This is a genomic window from Tomitella fengzijianii (genome assembly GCF_007559025.1).
Classification (GTDB): Bacteria; Actinomycetota; Actinomycetes; order Mycobacteriales; family Mycobacteriaceae; genus Tomitella; species Tomitella fengzijianii.
Window position 1 is genome coordinate 984,437 of sequence record NZ_CP041765.1, and the last position, 21,344, is coordinate 1,005,780.

Here is a 21,344-nt window from a genome sequence, read left to right on the forward strand (position 1 = left end):
CCGTTCAGCGCCGCCGGCGCAGAAGCCGGATCCCGCCCGCGGCGAGCAGCATCGCGGCGGCCACGATGCCGGTGACGGCCGCGTAGTAGCCGGCCCCGTGCGCGGAATCGTCCGAGCCCGGCTGCGCGCTCTGCGGCGGTGCCGCGAGCGTCACCGCCCCGTCGGTCCCGGAGCTGTGCGAAGCGTTCTCGGCCGCGACCGCGCCGTCCTGGCCCACGGTGCCGGGCTCGACCAGCGTGCCCACCGATGCTCCCGTCGGAAGGCTGAAACCGTAGTCGAGCAGCGCGGCAGCCTGCTGCCACGGATCGGACGGCGTGCGGGTGCCGTCGAGCAGCGTCACCACCAGGCGCCGTCCGTTCCGCTCGGCCGCGCCGATGAACGTCTGGCCGGCGTCGTCGGTGTAGCCGGTCTTGCCGCCGAGTGCGCCCGGGTACATGGACAGCAGCGGGTTGTCGTTGGCGATGGCGAAGCCCGGGTTGTCCGTCAGGATCACGGGCGCGCCGTCCGGGCCCACGACCGGAGGCTTCAGCCCGGTGGCGGGATCGGGTGCCGCCTCGGCCAGCGCGGCGGTCACCGCTTCCGCGTCGGTGGATTCCACGCGGATCGGTTCCACGCCCGCCGCGATCCGGCTCTGCGCGGCGGCGTGTTCCTGGTCGATCCGGTCCTGCGTCTTGGGATAGCCGGGGAACTCGATGGGCCCGTGCGAGATCAGGTCTGCGAAGACCGGATCGTGCATCGCGTCCCGGAAGATCAGGGCGAGGTCGTACGCGGAGGTCGACATGCCCGGTCCGTCGAGCCCCGCGGGGGTGGGTGTGCGGGTGTCCAGTGCGCCCAGATGCCGGGCGAGCGTGTTCATGGCCGCGGTGGTGGCATCCGTGCCACCCATCGTGTCGGCGAGGACCTGGGCGGCGTCGTTGCCGGAGTTCATCATGAGCCCGCGCAGCAGCTTGTGCACGGTGTACTCGCCGCCGGCGCCGATCCCGACGCGGCTGCCCTCCACGTTCGCCTCTTCAGGTGTGGCGGTCAGCACGGTGTCCAGGTCGAGCTTCTGCAGCGCCAGCGTGGCCAGGAGGATCTTGATGGTGCTGGCAGGACGGTGCCGGCCGTGCGGGTCCTTCGCGGCGAGGACCTCGCCGGTGTTGAGGTCGGCAAGCACCCACCCGGACGCCGAGATCCCTTCCGGCAGCGGCGGCGACGCAGCGGGTTGCACGGCGCCGCACTCGCCGAGCCGCGGGCCGCCGACGGGCTCGTCGGGGACGGGGAGCGGCGGCGGCGCGGTCTCGCCCGGTTCCGGGACCTCGGAGCTGTCGATGGGCGGCGGTGGCGACACGCGGTGGGGACAGTCGTCGGTGTTCGGAGTGGTGAATGCGGGGGCCGGCTCCGCCGCCGCGGCGGGTGCCAAAGGCAGCGCTCCCGCCAGGAGGGTCGCCGCGGCGGGCGCGGTGGCGACCGCTCCGGCGCACAACAGCGCCGCAGCGGCACGCCTGCGGGGGCCGGGGCGGGCCGCTCCGGCGCCGCGGACGGTCATGCCGCGGCCAGCTCGGCGATGAACCCGCGCACGGTGCGGGCCACCAGGTCGGGGTCCTCCAGCATCGGCACGTGCCCCACATCGGGCAGCAGCAGGCGCCCGGCGGTATCGGGCAACTCGTCGAGGAACGCCCGGGCGTAGACCCGCCACGGGATCACCCGGTCCTTGTCGCACAACACCAGCTGGGCGGGCGTCGTGGTCGAGTCCAGCCCGGTGAGTCCGCCGTCCCACACCGCCGACCACAACACCGGCAGCAACGCGCGCGAGTGGATGGCCGCGTTCATGGCGCGCTTGGCCGCGTCGAACGGCACCGCCGCCGGGTGCGCCGTGACCACGGACATCGCGGCCTTCTGGATCCGCCGCACCCCCACCGCCCACGAGGCGAACGGGCGGGCGACGATCATCAGCGGCGACAACGCGAGGAACGCCGCGCCCAGCCGCACGGCGGGCATCGACAGCGTGGTCCAACCGCCGGCCGGGGCGATCGCCGTCACGCTGCGGGCCCGCCCGCGTTGTTCGAGCTCGAAGGCGATCCAGCCGCCCAGCGAGTTGCCCACGATGTGGCAGGTGTCCCAGCCGCACTCGTCCAGCACCAGCTCCACCGCGTCGGCCATGTCCTTGGCGCCGGTGCGGCCCCAGCGTGCGTCGGGCCCGCCCCAATGCCCGGGCAGCGTCACGGCCAGGACCTCGTGGTCCACGGCGAGCAGGTCGACGACCTCGGCCCACACCTCGTGCGTCATGAGGAACGGGTGGATGAGCAGCACCGGCTCGCCTTTGCCGACGTGCCGGTACGGGGCGGGCGCGCCGTCCGTGCGTCGGGGCGCCGGCGCCCTGTCGTGTGTCGGCTCCGGCCGCGGGGTCGGGTCGTTCGAGCTCATCTCTTCCTCACTGCCACGCATCGCCGGCATCGCGGTGCGCTTCGGGGCCTGCCAGGGCGTCGATCGTGGGCGTCGGCTGAGTTTGTCGTGGGCGTCGGCTGAGTTTACGCCACGGAGCTGCCGGAGCCGGGGAGGCGAGGGGCTCCGGGGGGCGAAACGGTCGCCGTGGCGTGACGGTTGCGGGTAGGGTTCGACGCGGCCGGGCCGCCGCGGGGGCGGGGTCCGGGCGCGCGGCACCATACGGGGGAACGCGCGACACCATCGAGGCGCGCGGCGCATTCCGGGATGCGCCGGGTGCACAGAAGTTCGGGCCGTGGGACCAGCGGTCCGCAGGGGGAGGGGACGAGTCATGTCAGGATCCGGCCGGTACGCGGGAGCAGGGGACGGCCATCCGATGGCCCTCGACTTCGAGGCGTTCGAGGAGATGAGCCGTTCGACGCTGCGCTTTTATGCCCAGGAGCTGACCCCCGGCGCGGTCTCGGGGAACTCCGGTCACTGGACCACCGCTGCGGCGGGCCTGTCCGGCGTGCTGGACAGGGTGCACTCGGCGGTGGCGTCGGTGGCGGACGCGGAGTTCCGTGGCGCCTTCCCGGATGCGGTCCGCGCGGCGCACCGCGGTTTCGCGGACGGCGCGGCAGCGCTGGGCGACGCGCTGGGCCGGCCCGCGGGCCGGCTCGACGACGCGGCGCCGCAGCTGGGTGACGTGCGGACGAGGATCGCGGCCGCGCCGGCCGGCGGCGGGCTGCTGCAGGGGTTCCCGTCGCGGTACCTGTTCGCCGAGCCGTCCACCGAGCTGGCAGCACTGATGGAATCGCTGTATGTCCCCGCGGTGCGGCAGGCGGTCGCGGTGCACCCTCTTCCCGGGCCGGACGTCCGGCAGCGCGGCGGTGCGGACGCGGCCGGCCCCGAAGGCCCCGGCGCAGGTCCGGACTCCAGGCCTTCGGGGATCCCCGCTGCGGGCCCGGCGGGCGGCGTCGATGCCGGCCGCCGTGGACCGGACGTCTCCCGGCCGGTGGGCGCGTCCGGTGATGGGGGTGGCGGTGGCCACGTGGGCGACGTCGCGGGGGACGCGGCGGCAGGGCCGGGCCCGGGGCCGAACGGCGGCGCGAGCGCACCGGCTGCGCAGCGGGCCGACACGGCAGGCGTGGACCGGTACGGGGTCTCGGCTGCGGAGGCGGGCGGTGCCGCGCCGTCGCCCGTCCCGCCCGGGGCAGCCGGAGCCGACGCGGCGGTGAGCGGTGGACCGCACAGCGGGCCGGTGCGAGGCGACGGGTCCGGGCACACGCCGTCGGCCCTCCGCGGTACGGGGGCCGGAGCGTCGGCCGGCGCCCCCGTCATCGCCGACGGCGGGGACCGGCCCCGGGCGCGCGGCGTGGGCGCGCATGGCTCGGGGCTCCGGTCCCCGGGCTCGGCTGCGGATGGCCGCGCGGGCGGCGTGGCCGGCGGATCCGCCGCGCATGGCGGACCGCTGGGCCGGGTGCCGAGGTCGGCCGCCGGCGCCGCCGCGACGCACGAAGCCCCGGGCGGTGCCGTCCGCAGGACGATGGGCCCGGCGATGCTGGGCGGCGCGGGCCGTGGGCGCGGCGGCGACGAGGAGGGGTATGACGCGGCCGGGTTCCTCACCACCGTCGGCAACGGCGACCAACTCATCGGCGACCTGGGCACGGCGGTGCGCCCGGTGCTGGGGTCGGCGAATGGCTCGTGAAGCGCACGCTCACCGGAGAGCAGTTCCGGTACCTGTGGCGGGAGGCCGGCGGCGACGTGGTCAAGCGACCGCTGCAGGTGCTGGGGTCCGCGCGCACGCGCAGCGAGTCCGCATCCCGGACCGCGGAGCTCGCCGCCTGGTGGCGGTACCGGCCGGACCCCGCGGCGCTCTCTGCCGTGCGCATTCTGCGGCGGCCGGAACTGTGGCTCGAGGCGACGACCGTGGACGCGGCCGGGCGGCCGCTGCGCGGGCTCGTCGGCGTCGGCGCGGCGTATTCGACGCTCGTACTGCAGGATCCGGTGCCGGAGCCTCCCGGGCGGGCCGCAGAACCGGGCATCGGCGGCGCGCGGCCGGCCTGGTCCCGGGAACGGGGCGGCGACTGCCACATTGAAACGGGCCGGGTCGGCGGGCTCGTCGCGCGGCTGTGCGCGGGGCTGCCGCACCATCCGGCGGGCGGGGGAACCGTGCTGACGGCCGCGTTGGCCGCCGTCGCCCCTGGGGCGCCGGGCGGCGCCGGAGCACCCCTGTCCGAGCGTGCGACCAGGTCCGACCCCGAGCGCATCCGCTCGCTGGGGGAGCGGCCACGCAGGTTCGAGGCGCACTTCCAGGTCACCGCGCCGACGGGCGTGGCGGGTGAGCGTGCGCGGGCCGGGCTGATCTGGCTCGTCGGCGATGACGGCGGTCATGTCTTCGACGGCGACGGGATCGGCCGCAGCGCAGGGTCGGCGCCCGCGGGAGCTCCGGGCAGGACTGTGCGGGTCCGGCCGTGCGGCCGCGGCGCGCTCGAGGCCGCGGTGCGCTCGCTCCTCGCCGGGGCGCTGGAGCAGTCGGATCGTGCGGGCAGGGACTAGGGCGCGGCGAGCCCAGCGGCGGCGCGAACGTCGTCCGTCAGGCGCGCGACGGCCACCGCGTCGTCGAGCGACCAGCCGAACGGCATCGGCGCACCGTCGCGGACATGCGCCGCGAACCGGGCCAGCTGGCGGGTGTAGGTGGTAGGCCCGGTGAACAACGCGGTCGTGTCCCCGGCGGCCTCCGGCGCGCCGTTCCTGTGGACGACCAGGGAGCCGCCGAGGTGTGGAAGCAGGATCCCGTCGGCCTCGAGCCTGCCGTCGCGCCCGTCGACGCGGAGCCGGTGGCGCGACGACGCGGCGGCGATGGACGCGTGCACCTGCGCGTGCGCGCCGCCGGGGTAGCGCAGAACCACGGTGACGGACGCGTCGACCGGGGTGCGGTGCCCGTCTGCGGAGCGCCCCGTGCCGGCGAGCCGGGCCGACGCCGATTCCACCGCCGGCGCACCGCCGCACACGGCCCCTAGCAGGTGCGCGATCTGCAGCCCGTAGCAGCCGAGGTCCAGCAGCGCGCCGCCGCCCAGGGTCCGGGACCAGCGCGGATCGTCCGGGCCGGGCGGCGGCATCGACAGATCCACCCGCACGGAACGAGATGCGCCGAGGGCGCTCTCTACGATGCTCGGCGGCATCGCGAGAAGCGACGCGATGCGCTCCCACAGCGGATGGCAGAGGTGGTGATACGCCTCGTGCACGACGAGGCCGGCGCGGTGCGCGGCCGACCGGACGCGTTGCGCCTCATCCTCGGTGGCCGCGAGCGGCTTCTCGCACAGCACGTGTTTCCCGGCGGCGAGCGCGGCGAGGGTCCAATTCGCGTGCAGGGCCGGCGGCAGCGGGAGATAGACGGCGTCGACCTCCGGGTCCGCGAGCACGTCCTCGTAGGTGTCGTGGACGCGCTCCACCCCGCACAGCCCGGCGAAGAACTCCGCGCGCGCCCGGTCGCGTGATGCGACGGCCACCAGGCGGTGCCCGAGCGCCCGGGCGGGCAGCACGACGGCCTCGCCCGAGATCCGGGCGACCCCCAGGATGCCGATGCGCAGCGGCGGCGCGCAGTGGCCGGCGGGCGCCGGTGTCACGGGGCGGGGTCGGGTTCTTCGGGGATGATGTACGGGCGCTCCGGCTGCGGCGGGACGATCCGCCCCAGGATGAGCGTGCGGAACAGGTGCACGCACATGCTGAGGAAGACGGCCGCCCACGCGGCGAGCGCCACCCATGCCTCGACCTCGGCGATCGTCTGCACCAGCGGCAGGTCGTCGACGGGCGCCGAGCCGAGGAAGTAGCTGGCCACCGCATACATGCCGAGAGGGAAGATGATGCTCCACAGCGTGGCGTCGTACCGCAGGGGAAGCCGGTGGACCACGTGCCGCCAGTAGCCGGCCGCGATCAACACGGGGATCAGCCAGGTGCCGAAGACCCAGAAGATCACCGACGTCCCGGCCGCCAGCTCCCGGGTGGCCCGCACCATGGGCGCGGCGTGGTCGCCGATGAGCACCACCTTGGACCCGGCCAGGACGGTGATGGCGGTGGCGCCCATGGAGATCCAATACGCTGGCACCGCGTCCTCGGGGCCCAGCGGGTAGAGCATCAACCGCGCCGCCACCAGCAGCGCGACGCCCGCGTAGAGCACGCAACCGACGGCCCAGGAGAACACGGCCAGGATTCCCAACTCGTCCTGGAACGTGCTTACGGTGGGCTCCAGGGTGGCCGCGAGCACCGCCACGGACTGGCCGCCGACCACCCAGATGAACCAGGTTCCGTTCGCGCCGGGCAGGGTGGGCCGGTGCGACGGGTGCAGCACGGCCGTCCACGGCACGATGTACCCCAGCAGGAACCAGCTGATGGCGGTGATCACCAGCATCGCGATACCGAGCGACTGCTGCTCCTCGGCCAGCAGCACCGTTCCCAGCACTCCGGACCCCGCGGTGAACGTGAAGTAGCCGAAGCCGCGCCGCGGGTCCTTGAAGTCGTTGCGGATCGCGGGGCGGTGCCGGACTATCCGGATCAGCGTCAGGGCGGTGAGCAGTACCCAGGAGACGCCGCAGATCACCGCCATCACCCGCGCCAGCACGTCCAGGCCATGGATCCGGATGGCCACCGACACGATGCCCGTCGCCATGGTCAGCGCGAAGTAACCGGGGTTCAGGGTGGATACGGCGGAGTCGACGCGCCGGAGGAACGCGCGGGGCGACAAATGCTCAGGGTCGGTGTCGGTCACGGCGCCGGTTCCCGGTCGGTCAATTCTTCGCGACCGTCAACAGGAAGGAAGCGTCCTCCACCGCGCGAACGCTGTGGCGCGCCGGCGGGACCACGAGCAGGTCGCCCGTGCGGCCGTCCCACGAGTCCTCGGCCGTGTCCAGGGTGATCCGCCCCGAGAGCACCTGCACCGTCGCCTCGCCGGGGCTTTCGTGCTCGGCCAGCTCGCCGCCCGCCGCAACGACGACGAGCGTCTGCCGCAGGGTCTTTTCGTGCCCGCCGAAGACGGTGGAGGACGCGACCTTCCGTTCGCTCCCCGCCGCCCTCGTCCGCAGCTCACGAGTGAGTGCCACCAGCGACATCTTGTTCATGGGCTCATTGTGTCACTTGGTGCTCCGGGGCGGGGCGCGTTGCGGAGCGAACCCGCTGAACCGGGGCCGTCGATCTCCCCCGCCGCGGTCAGGCTTCCATCAACTGCCGCAGCACGTACTGGAGGATGCCGCCGTGCCGGTAGTACGACGCCTCCGCGGGGGTGTCGATGCGCACCTTCGCGATGAACTCGGTGTCGCCTGCCCGGACGGTGACGGTGCGCGGGAATTCGCCGGAGTCGGCGCCCTCGATGCCGGTGATCGCGAACTCCTCCTCACCTGTGAGCCCGAGGCTCTCGATCGACTCGCCCTCCGGGAACTCCAAGGGCAGGACGCCCATCCCGATGAGGTTGGAGCGGTGGATGCGCTCGAACGACTGCGCGATCACCGCCCGCACCCCCAGCAGCAGCGTGCCCTTGGCCGCCCAGTCGCGCGAGGAGCCGGAGCCGTACTCGGCGCCCGCGAGCACCACGAGCGGCGTGCCGTCCGCCTCGTACTTCTCCGCCGCGTCGAAGATGCTCATCTGCTCGCCGGTGGGCAGATAGCGGGTGACGCCGCCCTCGACGCCCGGCACCAGCTCGTTGCGCAGGCGGATGTTGGCGAAGGTGCCGCGGATCATCACCTCGTGGTTGCCGCGCCGGGAACCGTACGAGTTGAACGACCGCGGCTCCACGCCGTGCTCCTGCAAGTACGAGCCGGCGGGGCCGTCGCGCCGGATCGCGCCGGCGGGCGAGATGTGGTCGGTGGTGACCGAGTCGCCCAGCTTGGCCAGGACGCGCGCCCCCGCGATGTCGCGTACCGGCTCGGCCGCGCGGGCCATCCCGTCGAAGTACGGTGGCCTGCGGATGTACGTGGAGTCGTCCTTCCACTCGAACACCTCGCTCGTCGCCTCCGGGAGGCTCTTCCAGTTGTCGTCCCCGGCGTACACGTCCGAATAGCCGTCGGTGAACATCGAGGCCTCGATGGACTCGGAGATCACCTTCTCCACCTCGGCCTCGTCCGGCCAGATGTCCCGGAGGTACACGGGCTCGCCGTCGCTGTCGGTGCCGAGGGGATCCGAGGTCAGGTCCACGAGCATGCTGCCCGCGAGCGCATAGGCGACGACGAGCGGCGGGGACGCGAGGAAGTTCATCCTGGACTGCGGGTGGATGCGGCCCTCGAAGTTGCGGTTGCCGGAGAGCACCGCCGCCACGTTGAGATCGCCCTGATCGATGGCGTCGGCGACTGGCCCGAGCAGCGGACCCGAGTTGCCGATGCAGGTGGTGCACCCGTAGCCGACCAGGTTGAACCCCAGCTTGTCCAGGTACGGGGTGAGGCCGGAGCGCTCGAAGTAGTCGGTGACCACCCGCGAGCCCGGCGCCAGCGTGGTCTTCACCCACGGCTTGCTGGTCAGCCCGCGTTCCACGGCCTTCTTGGCCAGCAGCGCCGCGCCGATCATCACCGACGGGTTGGAGGTGTTGGTGCACGAGGTGATCGCGGCGATGATCACGTGGCCGTTGTCGACGGTGAAATCGTCGCCGCCGGGCATCGTCACCTTCGTCGGGTTCGACGGGTAGTCCGGAGCGGGCCCGTCGATGTCGACCTCGACGGGGGGCGCCACGTTGTGGTCCTCGACGATGGCGACCGGATCGGAGGCGGGGAACGACTCGAACGACGCCTCGTCCAGGCCCACGGCCTGCACCTCGTCGATGACCTTCGCCGTCTCCTCGCCGTGCAGCAGCTGCTTGACGGCGCGCTTGGAGTGGGTCAGCGGGATGCGGTCCTGGGGCCGCTTGGGGCCGGCGATCGACGGCCGGATGGTGGACAGGTCCAGCTCGACCTTCTCGCTGAACTCCGGCTCGCGGTCCGGATCGTGCCACATCCCCTGCATCTTGGCGTAGGCCTCGACCAGCTTGATCCGCCACTCGGGCCGGCCGGTGAGGCGCATGTAGTCCAGGGTGACCTGGTCGATGGGGAAGATCGACACGGTGGAGCCGTACTCGGGGCTCATGTTGCCGAGGGTGGCGCGGTTGGCCAGGGGCACGTTGGCCACGCCGGGACCGTAGAACTCGACGAACTTGCCCACCACGCCGGTCTTGCGCAGCAGCTCGGCGACGGTGAGCACCACGTCGGTCGCCGTGGTGCCCGGCTGCGGCTCGCCGGTGAGTTTGAGGCCCACCACCTGCGGGATGAGCATGGACATGGGCTGGCCGAGCATGGCCGCCTCCGCCTCGATGCCGCCCACGCCCCAGCCGACCACGCCGAGCCCGTTGATCATCGGGGTGTGCGAGTCGGTGCCGACGAGACTGTCGGGGTAGGCGGTGGCGGTGCCGTCGGCGTTGTCGCGGGTGAACACGCCGCGGCCCAGGTACTCCAGATTGACCTGGTGGCAGATCCCGGTGTCCGGGGGGACCACGAGGAAGTCGTCGAAAGCGCCCTGCCCCCAGCGCAGCAGCTGGTAACGCTCCTTGTTGCGCTCGAACTCCAGGTCGGAGTTGATCCGGGCCGCGTCGACCGAGGCGAACTCGTCGGCGATCACGGAGTGGTCGATCACGAGCTCGGTGGGGATGAGCGGGTTGATCTTCTTCGGGTCGCCGCCGAGTGCGGTCATCGCGTCGCGCATCGCGACGAGGTCCACCACGCACGGAACGCCGGTGAAGTCCTGCATGAGCACGCGGGCGGGGGAGAACTGGATCTCCGGGTTGGCGGTGGACGCGGGATCCCACTGCGCGAGCGCGTCGATCTGCGCCCGGGTGACCAGGTGGCCGTCCTCGTTGCGCAGCAGGTTCTCCAGCAGCACCTTGAGGCTGTAGGGCAGGCGCTCCGACCCGCGCACCTTGTCCACTCGGAAGACCTCGTACCGCGCGCCGTCGACCTCCAGCTCGTCCCGCGCCCCGAAGCTGTCCTCGCTCATCGCACTCCACCTCTCCAGACGTACCCGTGCGCAGCCGGCGCGTGCCCGGAGGCATTCGTGCGCCGCCCGCGGCCTCACACTAGCCCGGCTGCGCGCTTTCGACTGCGGAACCGGAGCGCCGGAGTGCGCGCGGCCGAAAGCAGGGGCGTGGAAAACGCCGGGGACCCCGCACCGTGCAGGTGCGGGGTCCCCGGAAAGCATGACCGCCGATGCGGTCCGTTCTCAGCGTGCGAACAGCAGCGCGCGCTTGACCTCGGCGATCGCCTTGGTGACCTCGATGCCGCGCGGGCATGCGTCGGTGCAGTTGAAGGTGGTGCGGCACCGCCACACGCCGTCGACGTCGTTGAGGATGTCGAGACGCTCGGCGGCGCCCTCGTCGCGGCTGTCGAAGATGAACCGGTGCGCGTTGACGATGGCGGCGGGGCCGAAGTAGCTGCCCTCGTTCCAGTACACCGGGCACGAGCTGGTGCAGCACGCACACAGGATGCACTTGGTGGTGTCGTCGAAGCGGGCGCGGTCGGCCTGCGACTGGACCCGCTCGCGGGTGGGCTCGTTACCCGAGGTGATCAGGTACGGCTTGACCGCGCGGTAGGCGTCGAAGAACGGCTCCATGTCCACGATCAGGTCCTTGAGGCACGGCAGCCCCTTGAGCGGCTCGATCGTGATGGTGACCGGCTTGCCGTCCTTGGGCAGCAGGTCCTTCATCAGCAGCTTGCAGGCCAGCCTGTTGACGCCGTTGACACGCATGGCGTCCGAGCCGCACACGCCGTGCGCGCACGAACGGCGGAACGTCAGCGATCCGTCGAGGTAGCCCTTCACGTAGAGAAGGAGGTTGAGCAGCCGGTCGGAGGGCAGAGCGGGCACCTCGAAGCTGTCCCAGTGGGCGCCCTTGCCGTCCTCGGGGTTGAAGCGCGCGATCTTGAGGGTGACCGTCACCGACCCCTCGGCGGGCTTCGGCAGCTCCGGGTCGCCCTTCGGCGGCGCGGTGATTACAGCGGTGTCGGCCATCAGTACTTACGCTCCATCGGCTCGTAGCGGGTCTGGACAACCGGCTTCTGGCCGAGCCGGATCTCGGAGAGCAGACCCTCGCCCTCCTTGTAGGCCATGGTGTGCCACATGTAGTTGGCGTCGTCGCGCTTGGGGTAGTCCTCGCGGGCGTGTCCGCCGCGGGTCTCCTTGCGGTTGAGGGCGCCCACGACGGTGACCTCGGCGAGCTCCAGCAGGAAGCCCAGCTCGATCGCCTCGAGCAGGTCGCTGTTGAACCGCTTGCCCTTGTCGTGCACCACGATGTGGTTGTACCGCTCCTTGAGCGCGCGCACGTCCTTGAGTGCCTGCTCGAGCGTCTCCTCGGTGCGGAACACCTGGGCGTTGGCATCCATCGTCGCCTGCAGCTCCTTGCGGATGTCCGCGACGCGCTCGTTGCCGTGGTCGGACAGGATCTGCGCGAGCCACTCGGTGACCATCTTGGCCGGGTCCTCCGGCAGCTCCACGAACTCGTGCGACTGCGCGTACTCGGAGGCCGCGATGCCCGCCCGGCGCCCGAACACGTTGATGTCGAGCAGCGAGTTGGTGCCGAGGCGGTTGGCGCCGTGCACCGAGACGCAGGCGCACTCGCCCGCCGCGTACAGGCCGGGGACGATGTCCTCCTGGTCGTTGCGCAGCACGTTGCCGGTGACGGTGGTGGGGATGCCGCCCATCACGTAGTGGCAGGTGGGGTAGACGGGCACCGGGTCGGTGACCGGGTCGACGCCCAGGTAGGTGCGCGAGAACTCGGTGATGTCGGGCAGCTTCTCGTTGAGCACGTCGGCGCCGAGGTGGGTCACGTCGAGGAAGACGTAGTCCTTGTGTGGCCCGGCGCCGCGGCCCTCCATCACCTCGAGGACCATCGAGCGGGCGACGATGTCGCGCGGGGCGAGGTCCTTGATGGTGGGCGCGTAGCGCTCCATGAAGCGCTCGCCGTCCGCGTTGCGGAGGATCCCGCCCTCGCCGCGCACGGCCTCGGAGATGAGGATGCCCAGGCCGGCGAGGCCCGTCGGGTGGAACTGGTGGAACTCCATGTCCTCCAGCGGGAGGCCCTTGCGGAAGATGATGCCCATGCCGTCGCCGGTCAGGGTGTGCGCGTTGGACGTGGTCTTGTACATGCGTCCCGAGCCGCCGGAGGCGAACACGATGGCCTTGCCCTGGAACACGTGCAGCTCGCCGGTGGCCAGTTCGTAGGCGACGACGCCGGTGGCGACGGGGCCCTCGTCGGTCTCGGTGAGGCACACGTCCAGCGCGTAGAACTCGTTGAAGAACTCGACGTCGTGCTTGACGCAGTTCTGGTAGAGCGTCTGCAGGATCATGTGACCGGTGCGGTCCGCGGCGTAGCAGGCGCGGCGGACGGGCGCCTTGCCGTGGTCACGGGTGTGACCGCCGAAGCGGCGCTGGTCGATCCGGCCCTCAGGCGTGCGGTTGAACGGCAGGCCCATCTTCTCCAGGTCCATGACCGCGTCGATGGCCTCCTTGGCCATGATCTCCGCGGCGTCCTGGTCGACGAGGTAGTCGCCGCCCTTCACCGTGTCGAACGTGTGCCACTCCCAGTTGTCCTCCTCGACGTTCGACAGCGCGGCGCACATGCCGCCCTGCGCTGCGCCGGTGTGGGAGCGGGTGGGGTACAGCTTTGTCAGCACTGCGGTGCGGGCGCGGGGGCCGGCCTCGATGGCCGCGCGCATGCCGGCGCCGCCTGCGCCGACGATGACCACGTCGTAACGGTGTTGATGCAGCTCTTGCGATTCTGGCATGAAGTTTCTGCTCCCCGGAGGTCAGCTGATCTTGATGTTGGGGTCGAACGAGAAGATGACGTAGGTGCCGATCGCCATGATCAGGACCACTGCGACGGCGAGCACCGTCGTCAGCCAGAACCGCGTGGAGTCCTTGCGTGAGTAGTCCGCGATCACGGTGCGCAGGCCGTTGCCGCCGTGCAGCATGGCGAGCCAGAGCATGACCAGGTCCCAGATCTGCCAGAACGGGTTGGTCCAGCGGTCCGCGACGAAGGCGAAGTTGATGCGGTGCACGCCGTCGTCGATCATGAGCATGATCGACAGGTGCGTGAGGACCAGGATGAGTAGCGCGACGCCCGAGACGCGCATGAACACCCACGCGGTCATCTCGAAGCCGCCGCGGCGGGGCCGGCGGGGCGAGCGCGGGTTGTCGAGGCTCGCGGGGCGGTCGTAGGAACGACCCATGATGGGGGCTTCGGCGGACATTATGAGATCCCCTTCATGATCTGCTGGATGATGCGGAAGGTGGCCGGGATCATCACGACCAGCCAGACGACTCCGACTCCCCAGAGCAGCTGGCGCTGGTAGCGGCAGCCCTTGGCCCAGAAGTCGACGAGGATGATGCGGACGCCGTTGAGCCCGTGGTAGAGGACCACCGCGACGAGCGACAGCTCCATCAGGGCGACGATCGGGTTCTGGTAGGTGCCGATCACCTCGTTGTATGCGTCCTGGCTGACGCGCACGAGAGCGGTGTCCAGCACGTGGACGAACAAGAAGAAGAAGGTGGCGACGCCTGTGATCCGGTGCAAGGCCCAGGACCACATTCCGGGATCGCCCCGGTAGAGGGATCGTGTGCGCTCTCTGGTGAGTGCGACTTCTTGCGTGCTGGTCATCGAGTGCTCTGCCTCCAACGTCTGTGGTGATTCGGCGGCCGCGAGACGTAGCAGATGCCGTGGGGACGCGGGAGTCCTACGGGCGGGGCCTCGGGGCTCGACGAGAACCTGAACCGACAGATGAACTGTAGACCCAGCGTAGTGAGGCAACGAATCCGATATACCGGCAATACGAAGAATCGGCCATGGAATTAGCGCAGCCTAAGCAAACCTCGGGCTGGGATCCGACGGCCCCGGACTGTGTCCCCTTCCGCCGATGGCACGATGGGTGACGTGGCCGACATCGACTGGAATGACCTGCGCAAGCGTGCTTTCGCCGCGATGCGGCATGCCTACGCACCGTACTCCGGATTCGCGGTGGGCGCCGCCGGGCTGACGGAGGACGGCCGCGTCGTGGTCGGGTGCAATGTGGAGAATGTCTCACTGGGTCTCACCGTCTGCGCGGAGAACGTACTGGTCGGTAACTTGTTTTCGTCCGGTGGCGGCCGATTGCGCGCGGTGGCGTGCGCGGGTCCCGACGGCGCCGCCGTCATGCCGTGCGGCAGGTGCCGGCAGGTGCTTCTGGAACACGGCGGCACCGGGCTGACCGTCGACGCCGGGCTCGACGCGCCCGTCACGCTCGGGGAGCTGCTCCCGCGCGCGTTCGGGCCCGGCGAGGTGGACTCGGGGGCGGTGCGGCGATGGACCCGGTAGCCGTCATCGCGCGCAAACGGGACGGGCACGAGCTGACGGACGCGGAGATCCGCTGGGCGGTGGCCGCATACACGTCGGGCGCGTTCGCCGACGTCCAGATGGCGGCGCTGCTGATGGCCATCGTGCTGCGCGGGATGTCCGCGGCCGAGACCGCGTCGCTCGAGTCGGCGATGCGTGCGAGCGGGACCACCGCCGATCTGACCGGTCTGCGGCGCGGCGGCGCGCGCCTTCCCACGGCGGACAAGCACTCCACCGGCGGGGTGGGGGACAAGATCACGCTGCCGCTGGCGCCGCTGGTCGCGGCCTGCGGCGCCGCCGTGCCGCAGCTGTCGGGGCGCGCGCTCGGACATACCGGCGGCACTCTGGACAAGCTCGAGTCCATTCCGGGGTGGCGCGCGGACGTGCCCATGCGGGCGTTCCGGCGCCAGCTGGAGGACGTCGGTGCGGTGGTGTGCGCGGCCGGTGCGGACCTCGCGCCCGCGGACCGGGCGATGTACGCGCTGCGCGACATCACCGGCACCGTCGAGTCCATCCCGCTCATCGCGGCGTCGATCATGAGCAAGAAGCTCGCGGAGGGCTCGGAGGCGCTGGTGCTCGACGTGAAGGTGGGCTCCGGCGCCTTCATGACCGACGCCGGGTCGGCCCGGGAGCTGGCGCGGACGATGGTGCGTCTGGGCACGGACGCGGGCGTGCGGACGACCGCGCTGCTCACCGCGATGGACACGCCCCTGGGCAGGACCGTCGGCAACGCGCTCGAGGTCGCGGAGGCGGTGGAGGTCCTGGCGGGCGGGGGTCCGCCGGACGTGGTGGAGCTGACGGTGGCCCTGGCACGGGAGATGCTCGCGACGGCCGGGCTGGACTCCGCGGACCCGGCGGCCCGGCTGGCGGACGGTGCGGCGATGGACCGGTGGCGGCGGATGATCTCCGCGCAGGGCGGAGACCCCGACGCGCCCCTGCCCGCCGCGCGGCACGTCGACACGGTGCGGGCCGAGCCGGGCGCCGCGGGGGTGGTCACCCGGCTCGATGCGCGGGCGGTGGGGGAGGCCGCCCGGATCCTGGGTGCGGGCCGCCGCGGCCCGGGCGACCGGGTGCAGGCCGGTGCGGGGATCGAGATCCACGCCCGCCCGGGCGAGCGGGTGGCGGCGGGCGGGCGGCTGCTGTCGCTGCACACCGATGCCCCGGAGCGGTTCGCCGCTGCGCGCGAGGCGCTGGCCGGGGCGATCGACATCGGGCCGCGGGGCCCGGCGGGCGTCGACGCCGGCGCGGGCGGTGCCGGCCCGCTGGTGCTGGGCAGGGTGACCTGACCGGACCCCGTCCGGTCGGACGTCCGATTCCGGCTCCGGGTATGTGTGAATGCGGGTATCGTCGGCTGTGACCGGGATCTCACACGCGCTCCGGACGTACGGCCGGGCCGCGGATCCGCATCGGCGCCGCCTGCCGGGAGGTACTTCCATGACGACACAGATGACATCGCAATCGACGGCCGCGCAGCCGGCCGCGCAATCACCCGCCTCGGGCGCGGACGACGTTCCGGACCTGCGCTCGGACTTCGCGACCCTCCGCGCCGGCGGGCTCAACTGGCAGTCGATGCCGCTGCGACTGTTCACCAAGGGCAACGCGCACTTCTGGGACCCGCGGAGCATCGACTTCTCCCAGGACCGCGAGGACTGGGAGGCGATGACCGACGAGCAGCGCCGCAGCGCCACCTACCTGTGCTCGCAGTTCATCGCCGGGGAGGAGGCGGTGACGCAGGACCTGCAGCCGTTCATGCGCGCCATGGCCGCGGAGGGCCGCTTCGGCGACGAGATGTACCTGACCCAGTTCTGCTTCGAGGAGGCCAAGCACGCGCAGGTCTTCCGCCTGTGGATGGACGCGGTGGGGCTCGACGGCGACCTGCAGCCGTTCGTCAAGGACAACCCCGGCTACCGGCGCCTGTTCTATTACGAACTGCCGCAGTCGCTGCGGGCGCTCGAGCGGGACCCGAGCCCCGCGAACCAGATCATCGCCAGCGTCACCTACAACCACGTCGTGGAGGGCAGCCTGGCGCTCACCGGCTACTACGCGTGGCAGAAGGTGTGCACCGAGAACGACATCCTGCCGGGGATGCGCGAGCTCATCAGCCGCATCAGCCTGGACGAACGCCGGCACATGGCCTGGGGCACGTTCACCTGCCGGCGGCACGTGGCCGCGGACGACGGCCTGTGGGAGCTCGTGCAGCAGCGCGTGGCGGAGCTCATGCCACACGCGATCACCATGATCAACTGGGTCAACGAGCAGTTCGACGAGCAGCCCTTCGGCCTCGACCCCGACGAGTTCGTCACCTACGCGGCAGACCGCGCGCAGCGGCGGCTCACCGCCATCGAGTCCGCGCGCGGGCGCCGCGTCGAGGAGATCGACCTGGACCACACGCCCGAGGCGCTCGAGGATCGCTTCGCCGAAGAGGACGCGGCCGTTCTCGGATAGCCGGGTGCACCGGCGCACCGCCGGCCCGCCGACGTACGGTCGGAGCGTGGACACCACCGCGAACGTCCCGGCCGCAGGCTCCGACGCGCAGACCCCGTCGGCGTCGCAGCCGGACCCGGCGCGCGCCGCCGCCTTCCGCGCGGCGCCCAAGGTGTTGCTGCACGACCATCTCGACGGCGGGCTGCGCCCGCAGACGGTGCTCGAACTGGCGGACGCGCACGGCTACCGCGGGCTGCCCGTCGGCGACGGGCCGGAGCTGGCCCGGTGGTTCCGTTCCGCCGCGGACAGCGGATCGCTGGAGCGGTACCTGGAGACGTTCGCGCACACCGTCGGCGTCATGCAGCACCGGGATGCGCTGGTGCGTGTCGCGCGCGAATGCGCGATGGACCTGGCGGACGACGGAGTCGTCTACGCCGAGGTGCGGTTCGCGCCGGAACAGCACCTCGAGGGCGGGCTGGGCCTGGACGAGGTGGTGCAGGCCGTGCTCGACGGTTTCGCCGCGGGGGTCGACATCGCCGCGCGGGGCGGCCGCGCCATCCGGATCGGCACGCTCGTCACCGCCATGCGGCATGCGGCGCGCTCACGCGAGATCGCAGAGCTGGCGGTGCGGTTCCGGGACCGCGGCGTGGTGGGCTTCGACATCGCGGGCGCCGAGGCCGGCAACCCGCCGACCCGCCACCTGGACGCGTTCGAATTCATGCGGCAGTCCAATGCGCACTTCACCATCCATGCCGGCGAGGCGTTCGGCCTGCCGTCGATCCATGAGGCGATCGCCTTCTGCGGGGCGGACCGCCTGGGCCACGGCGTGCGCATCACGGACGACATCACCGTGCCCGACGGCGGCATCGTCGACTGGTCCCCGGACGCGCCGAGCGGCAGCAGGCCGGTGCTCGGCAGGGTGGCGAACTACGTGCGTGACAAGCGGATCCCGTTGGAGCTGTGCCCCAGCTCCAACGTGCAGACGGGCGCAGTCGCGAGCCTGGCCGACCACCCCTTCGACCTGCTGGCGCGCCTGCGGTTCCGCGTCACGGTGAACACCGACAACCGGCTGATGAGCGACACGACGATGAGCGGCGAGATGATCAAGCTCGTCGACACCTTCGGCTACGACTGGGTGGACCTGCAGCGGTTCACCATCAACGCGGCGAAGTCCGCATTCCTCCCGTTCGACCAGCGGCTGGCGATGATCGACGACGTGATCAAGCCGGGCTACGCGGTGCTCTTCGGCTGACCGGGACCCACCGCACAAGAGTTCGGATAGGCTACCATTCCTGCTGGTAGTGCAGCCTTTCCTTGCTGGTGGGAGGGGTGCGGCGCGCCTACGATCGGGCTCATGGAGACCATGACGGGGGAGTCGTCACAGGCGGCGGTGGCGGGTACCCATCCGGAGCCCCACGGCGGCGCGATCGCCTCGAAACTCAACTGGCTGCGGGCCGGCGTCCTCGGCGCCAACGACGGGATCGTGTCGACGGCGGGGCTCGTCGTGGGCGTGGCGGCGGCGTCGGCCTCGCGCGACACCCTGCTGACCGCGGGCGTGGCGGGGCTGATCGCGGGCGCGGCGTCGATGGCGATGGGCGAGTACGTCTCGGTGAGCACCCAGCGAGACGCGGAGCGCGCGTTGCTGGCCAAGGAGCGTCAGGAGCTCGCCGACGAGCCCGAGGGCGAGCTGCGCGAGCTCGCCGCGCTGTACCGGGCGAAGGGCCTCACCGATGCGACCGCGCACACGGTGGCGGCGGAGCTCACCGCGCATGATGCGCTGACGGCGCACGCCGAGGCCGAACTGGGCATCGACCCCGACCAGCTGGTCTCGCCCTGGCACGCCGCCGCGTCCTCGGCGGTGTCGTTCATCCTGGGCGCGCTGCTGCCGCTGATCGCGATCGTCCTGCCGCCACCGGAACTCCGGGTGCCCGTCACCGTGCTGGCAGTGCTTGCGGCACTGGCGCTCACCGGCGCGGTGAGCGCCGCGCTGGGCGGTGCCGACAGATTGCGCGCGACGGTGCGCGTGATGGCCGGCGGGGCCGCGGCGATGGCGGTCACCTACGCAGTGGGCGAGCTCATCGGCGCGATGATGTGACGGTCCGGTGATGTGACGGGCCGGCCCGCCGGGATCACGTGTCCGGCTGGATCAGCCGATCCTCGAATGCGTGCTCCAGCGCGCGCCACTGACCGGCCTCGACGGTGAACGGCGGGTGCGGCATCACGCGGAGCGGGTCGGGCTCGCGGATGAACGACACCAGCGCGCCGAGCTCGGTGGATTCGTCCAGCGCCTGCTCCACGGCGTCGTCGTCGCAGTAGTCGGCGGCGTCCTCGAGCAGTTCGATCGCCAGGTCGAGCTGCTCGGAGTCGACGGCGACAGGGCCGTCGGTGATGTCCTCGACCAGTCCGGTGAGCACGTACACGTTGTCGTCCGTGATCACGATCTCGAGTTCGCCGCCGGTCGCCGACTGGGCCACGGTGGAGTACGTGCTCACCCCGGCCAGGTCGTGTTCGTGGTTGACCGCAAGGTGCTGGGTCAGCGCGCGGGGCGTGGCGAACACGCGGATGCGGCCGTCGTGGCCGAGGAAGACCGGGTCGTCCCGCAGGTAGCAGCGCAGGGTGTAGTAGGTGCCGCCGGGGACGACCACCTGGATGGGGTCGATGCCCACCGAATCCCAGAACGCGTACTCGTCGTCCCCCTCCTCGGATTCCCCGTCCTCGTCCCCGTCGTCCCCGTCGTCGTGATCGGCGTCGGTGCCCTCGGAATCGAGCAGGTCCAGGTCGTCGTCGGTGTCGAGCTCGTCGTCGTTCTCCACGTCGTTCTCGTCGGACGCCGTCAGCTCGGCCTCGGCGATCTCCAGGGCCGCCGCGTCGATGTCGGGGCTGCCGATGACGTCGTCGAGGGCGGTGAGGATCGCGTCCCACTCGCCGGCCAGCAGGCGCCCGATCCGGTCCCACCGCTTGCCGCCCGACCGGCCGTGGAACGGCGCCGTGCCGCTGCCGAGCAGATCCAGCTCGCCGTGCTCCTCGAGGAAGTCCGTGATGCTGCTGATGTCGCAGACGTCTCCGAGTGCGAACACGACGCCGAGGCAATCGTCCAGGAATCGCGTGGACGACAGGGTGGGCGCGCGCTGCGCGACCGCCGGCACCCGGGTCAGGTCGTAGCGGTCCTCGGGTTCGGGGGTGAGTTCGTCTGCGGACAGCGCCTCGACGATGTTCCAGGACGGATGGTCGTACAGGTCGTGGTCGTGGTCGGTGCGGATGAACGCGGTGAGCTCGGCGACGGAGTCGAAGCCGAACACCTCGTCCTCCAGCCCGAGGAACGCCTGCCACTCGTCCGCGCCGTCACGCCACCGCGGCGCCCACAGGGTGTAGACGCTGCCGGTGTGAAGGCGCAGTTCGATGGGGACGATGTCACCTGCCATGGTCGCGAGCCTATCGACAGAACGCCGATTGCGGAAAGGGTCGTGCAGTGGGGACCGCCTATGCTGCCCGTATGGATCTGCGCGTGATCGACCATCCCCTCGTCGGGGCCCGTCTGGCGATGCTGCGTGACCGGCGTGCCGACAATGCGCGTTTCCGTGCGGTGCTGCGTGATCTCACGACGATGCTCGTCTACGAGGCCTGCCGCGACATCGAGGTGACGGAGATCGATGTGCAGACGCCGGTGGCGCCGACGCGTGGTGTGCGCGTGGCGAACCCGCCGCTGCTCGTGCCGGTGCTGCGCGCGGGGCTGGGCATGGTGGACCAGGCGCAGGCCATGCTCCCGGAGGCCGATCTGGGCATGGTGGGCCTGGCCCGCGACGAGTCGACGCACCGGCCGACGGCCTACCTGGAGTCGCTGCCGGAGGACCTGAGCGGACGCCCGGTGCTCGTGCTCGACCCCATGCTGGCGACCGGCGGCTCGATGGTGCACACGGTGGAGCTGCTGCGGGGCCGGGGCGCCGACGCGGTGACGGTCATCTGCGTCGTGGCCGCACCGCAGGGCGTCGAGGCCGTGCGCGCGTGCGGCGCGGCGGACCGGCTGGTGACCGCCTCGCTGGACGACGGCCTCGATGCCGATGCGTTCATCGTCCCGGGCCTGGGCGACGCGGGGGACCGGCAGTACGGGCCGCGCTGAGCGGGCCGGTGCGCGGTGGTCCCGCGCCCG

The 21,344-nt window shown here is 71.8% G+C and carries 19 protein-coding genes; 8 read left to right on the top strand and 11 right to left on the bottom strand.

The features are described 5' to 3' along the window. Positions 1-4: 4 nt before the first annotated feature. Both FO059_RS18640 and FO059_RS04530 read right to left on the bottom strand, forming a co-directional pair. Positions 5-1,528 carry a D-alanyl-D-alanine carboxypeptidase family protein gene (locus FO059_RS18640; protein ID WP_233266915.1) on the bottom strand — a complete coding sequence of 508 codons (1,524 nt, stop codon included), beginning with the start codon at positions 1,526-1,528 and terminating at the stop codon, positions 5-7. Then, positions 1,525-2,406: an alpha/beta fold hydrolase gene (locus FO059_RS04530; RefSeq protein WP_158726608.1), complete on the bottom strand. Its 882-nt coding sequence runs from the start codon at positions 2,404-2,406 to the stop codon at positions 1,525-1,527. Before FO059_RS04530 ends, FO059_RS18640 begins: the two co-directional genes overlap by 4 nt. A gap of 349 nt (positions 2,407-2,755) precedes the next feature. Here FO059_RS04530 and FO059_RS04535 point away from each other — a divergent pair, with 349 nt between their 5' ends. Further along, a complete protein-coding gene (locus FO059_RS04535; protein ID WP_143906739.1) occupies positions 2,756-4,111 on the top strand; it encodes a hypothetical protein in 1,356 nt (451 codons plus the stop codon). Continuing rightward, positions 4,108-4,962, top strand: a complete 855-nt coding sequence (locus tag FO059_RS04540; RefSeq protein ID WP_143906740.1) for an ESX secretion-associated protein EspG — start codon at positions 4,108-4,110, stop codon at positions 4,960-4,962. The genes FO059_RS04535 and FO059_RS04540 overlap by 4 nt, the downstream gene beginning before the upstream one ends. On the opposite strand, the gene FO059_RS04545 is transcribed toward FO059_RS04540, so the two are convergent. From FO059_RS04545 to sdhC, 8 genes are all read right to left on the bottom strand, one after another. Continuing rightward, positions 4,959-6,032 carry a Gfo/Idh/MocA family protein gene (locus FO059_RS04545; protein WP_143906742.1) on the bottom strand — a complete coding sequence of 358 codons (1,074 nt, stop codon included), beginning with the start codon at positions 6,030-6,032 and terminating at the stop codon, positions 4,959-4,961. The genes FO059_RS04540 and FO059_RS04545 overlap by 4 nt on opposite strands. Beyond that, on the bottom strand, positions 6,029-7,171 hold the full coding sequence (locus FO059_RS04550) for a tellurite resistance/C4-dicarboxylate transporter family protein (RefSeq protein ID WP_233266914.1): 1,143 nt from the start codon (positions 7,169-7,171) through the stop codon (positions 6,029-6,031). The genes FO059_RS04545 and FO059_RS04550 overlap by 4 nt, the downstream gene beginning before the upstream one ends. A 19-nt stretch (positions 7,172-7,190) precedes the next feature. Further along, positions 7,191-7,520 carry a cupin domain-containing protein gene (locus tag FO059_RS04555; protein WP_143906744.1) on the bottom strand — a complete coding sequence of 110 codons (330 nt, stop codon included), beginning with the start codon at positions 7,518-7,520 and terminating at the stop codon, positions 7,191-7,193. An 88-nt stretch (positions 7,521-7,608) separates the two neighbouring features. Further along, positions 7,609-10,410, bottom strand: a complete 2,802-nt coding sequence (gene acnA, locus FO059_RS04560; RefSeq protein WP_143906746.1) for an aconitate hydratase — start codon at positions 10,408-10,410, stop codon at positions 7,609-7,611. Positions 10,411-10,632: 222 nt separating this feature from the next. Then, complete coding sequence (locus tag FO059_RS04565) at positions 10,633-11,418, bottom strand: succinate dehydrogenase iron-sulfur subunit (protein WP_143906748.1); 786 nt, start codon at positions 11,416-11,418, stop codon at positions 10,633-10,635. Beyond that, entirely contained in the window at positions 11,418-13,172 is a 1,755-nt protein-coding gene (gene sdhA / locus FO059_RS04570; RefSeq protein WP_143910432.1) for a succinate dehydrogenase flavoprotein subunit, read from the bottom strand. The genes FO059_RS04565 and sdhA overlap by 1 nt, the downstream gene beginning before the upstream one ends. A 39-nt stretch (positions 13,173-13,211) precedes the next feature. Continuing rightward, positions 13,212-13,655: a succinate dehydrogenase hydrophobic membrane anchor subunit gene (locus FO059_RS04575; protein WP_143906750.1), complete on the bottom strand. Its 444-nt coding sequence runs from the start codon at positions 13,653-13,655 to the stop codon at positions 13,212-13,214. Then, positions 13,655-14,062, bottom strand: coding sequence for a succinate dehydrogenase, cytochrome b556 subunit (gene sdhC, locus FO059_RS04580; RefSeq protein WP_143906752.1), 408 nt, complete (start codon positions 14,060-14,062; stop codon positions 13,655-13,657). The genes FO059_RS04575 and sdhC overlap by 1 nt, the downstream gene beginning before the upstream one ends. Before the next feature lie 273 nt (positions 14,063-14,335). Here sdhC and FO059_RS04585 point away from each other — a divergent pair, with 273 nt between their 5' ends. From FO059_RS04585 to FO059_RS04605, 5 genes are all read left to right on the top strand, one after another. Further along, entirely contained in the window at positions 14,336-14,755 is a 420-nt protein-coding gene (locus FO059_RS04585; RefSeq protein ID WP_372497844.1) for a cytidine deaminase, read from the top strand. Next, positions 14,743-16,059, top strand: coding sequence for a thymidine phosphorylase (locus FO059_RS04590; protein ID WP_143906756.1), 1,317 nt, complete (start codon positions 14,743-14,745; stop codon positions 16,057-16,059). The genes FO059_RS04585 and FO059_RS04590 overlap by 13 nt, the downstream gene beginning before the upstream one ends. 148 nt (positions 16,060-16,207) lie before the next feature. Next, entirely contained in the window at positions 16,208-17,218 is a 1,011-nt protein-coding gene (locus FO059_RS04595; protein WP_233266913.1) for a R2-like ligand-binding oxidase, read from the top strand. A 46-nt stretch (positions 17,219-17,264) separates the two neighbouring features. Then, the gene (locus FO059_RS04600) at positions 17,265-18,449 is read left to right on the top strand and encodes an adenosine deaminase (RefSeq protein WP_143906758.1); all 1,185 of its coding nucleotides are present in this window, start codon (positions 17,265-17,267) and stop codon (positions 18,447-18,449) included. A gap of 111 nt (positions 18,450-18,560) precedes the next feature. Beyond that, positions 18,561-19,292: a VIT1/CCC1 transporter family protein gene (locus FO059_RS04605; protein WP_143910434.1), complete on the top strand. Its 732-nt coding sequence runs from the start codon at positions 18,561-18,563 to the stop codon at positions 19,290-19,292. A 34-nt stretch (positions 19,293-19,326) separates the two neighbouring features. Here the strand turns inward: FO059_RS04605 and FO059_RS04610 are convergent, their stop codons facing one another. Further along, complete coding sequence (locus FO059_RS04610; protein ID WP_143906760.1) at positions 19,327-20,619, bottom strand: primosomal protein; 1,293 nt, start codon at positions 20,617-20,619, stop codon at positions 19,327-19,329. Positions 20,620-20,690: 71 nt separating this feature from the next. Here FO059_RS04610 and upp point away from each other — a divergent pair, with 71 nt between their 5' ends. Beyond that, positions 20,691-21,314, top strand: coding sequence for a uracil phosphoribosyltransferase (gene upp / locus FO059_RS04615; RefSeq protein ID WP_143906761.1), 624 nt, complete (start codon positions 20,691-20,693; stop codon positions 21,312-21,314). The last annotated feature ends 30 nt before the right edge of the window (positions 21,315-21,344 follow it).

What these genes read in the sequence shown, in the direction of transcription:
- FO059_RS18640 (WP_233266915.1), bottom strand. Translation starts at nt 1,528, where the DNA reads ATGACCGTCCGCGGCGCCGGAGCGGCCCGCCCCGGCCCCCGCAGGCGT.
- FO059_RS04530 (WP_158726608.1), bottom strand. Translation starts at nt 2,406, where the DNA reads ATGAGCTCGAACGACCCGACCCCGCGGCCGGAGCCGACACACGACAGG.
- FO059_RS04535 (WP_143906739.1), top strand. Translation starts at nt 2,756, where the DNA reads ATGTCAGGATCCGGCCGGTACGCGGGAGCAGGGGACGGCCATCCGATG.
- FO059_RS04555 (WP_143906744.1), bottom strand. Translation starts at nt 7,520, where the DNA reads ATGAACAAGATGTCGCTGGTGGCACTCACTCGTGAGCTGCGGACGAGG.
- acnA (WP_143906746.1), bottom strand. Translation starts at nt 10,410, where the DNA reads ATGAGCGAGGACAGCTTCGGGGCGCGGGACGAGCTGGAGGTCGACGGC.
- FO059_RS04565 (WP_143906748.1), bottom strand. Translation starts at nt 11,418, where the DNA reads ATGGCCGACACCGCTGTAATCACCGCGCCGCCGAAGGGCGACCCGGAG.
- FO059_RS04575 (WP_143906750.1), bottom strand. Translation starts at nt 13,655, where the DNA reads ATGTCCGCCGAAGCCCCCATCATGGGTCGTTCCTACGACCGCCCCGCG.
- sdhC (WP_143906752.1), bottom strand. Translation starts at nt 14,062, where the DNA reads ATGACCAGCACGCAAGAAGTCGCACTCACCAGAGAGCGCACACGATCC.
- FO059_RS04590 (WP_143906756.1), top strand. Translation starts at nt 14,743, where the DNA reads ATGGACCCGGTAGCCGTCATCGCGCGCAAACGGGACGGGCACGAGCTG.
- FO059_RS04595 (WP_233266913.1), top strand. Translation starts at nt 16,208, where the DNA reads ATGACGACACAGATGACATCGCAATCGACGGCCGCGCAGCCGGCCGCG.
- FO059_RS04605 (WP_143910434.1), top strand. Translation starts at nt 18,561, where the DNA reads ATGACGGGGGAGTCGTCACAGGCGGCGGTGGCGGGTACCCATCCGGAG.
- FO059_RS04610 (WP_143906760.1), bottom strand. Translation starts at nt 20,619, where the DNA reads ATGGCAGGTGACATCGTCCCCATCGAACTGCGCCTTCACACCGGCAGC.
- upp (WP_143906761.1), top strand. Translation starts at nt 20,691, where the DNA reads ATGGATCTGCGCGTGATCGACCATCCCCTCGTCGGGGCCCGTCTGGCG.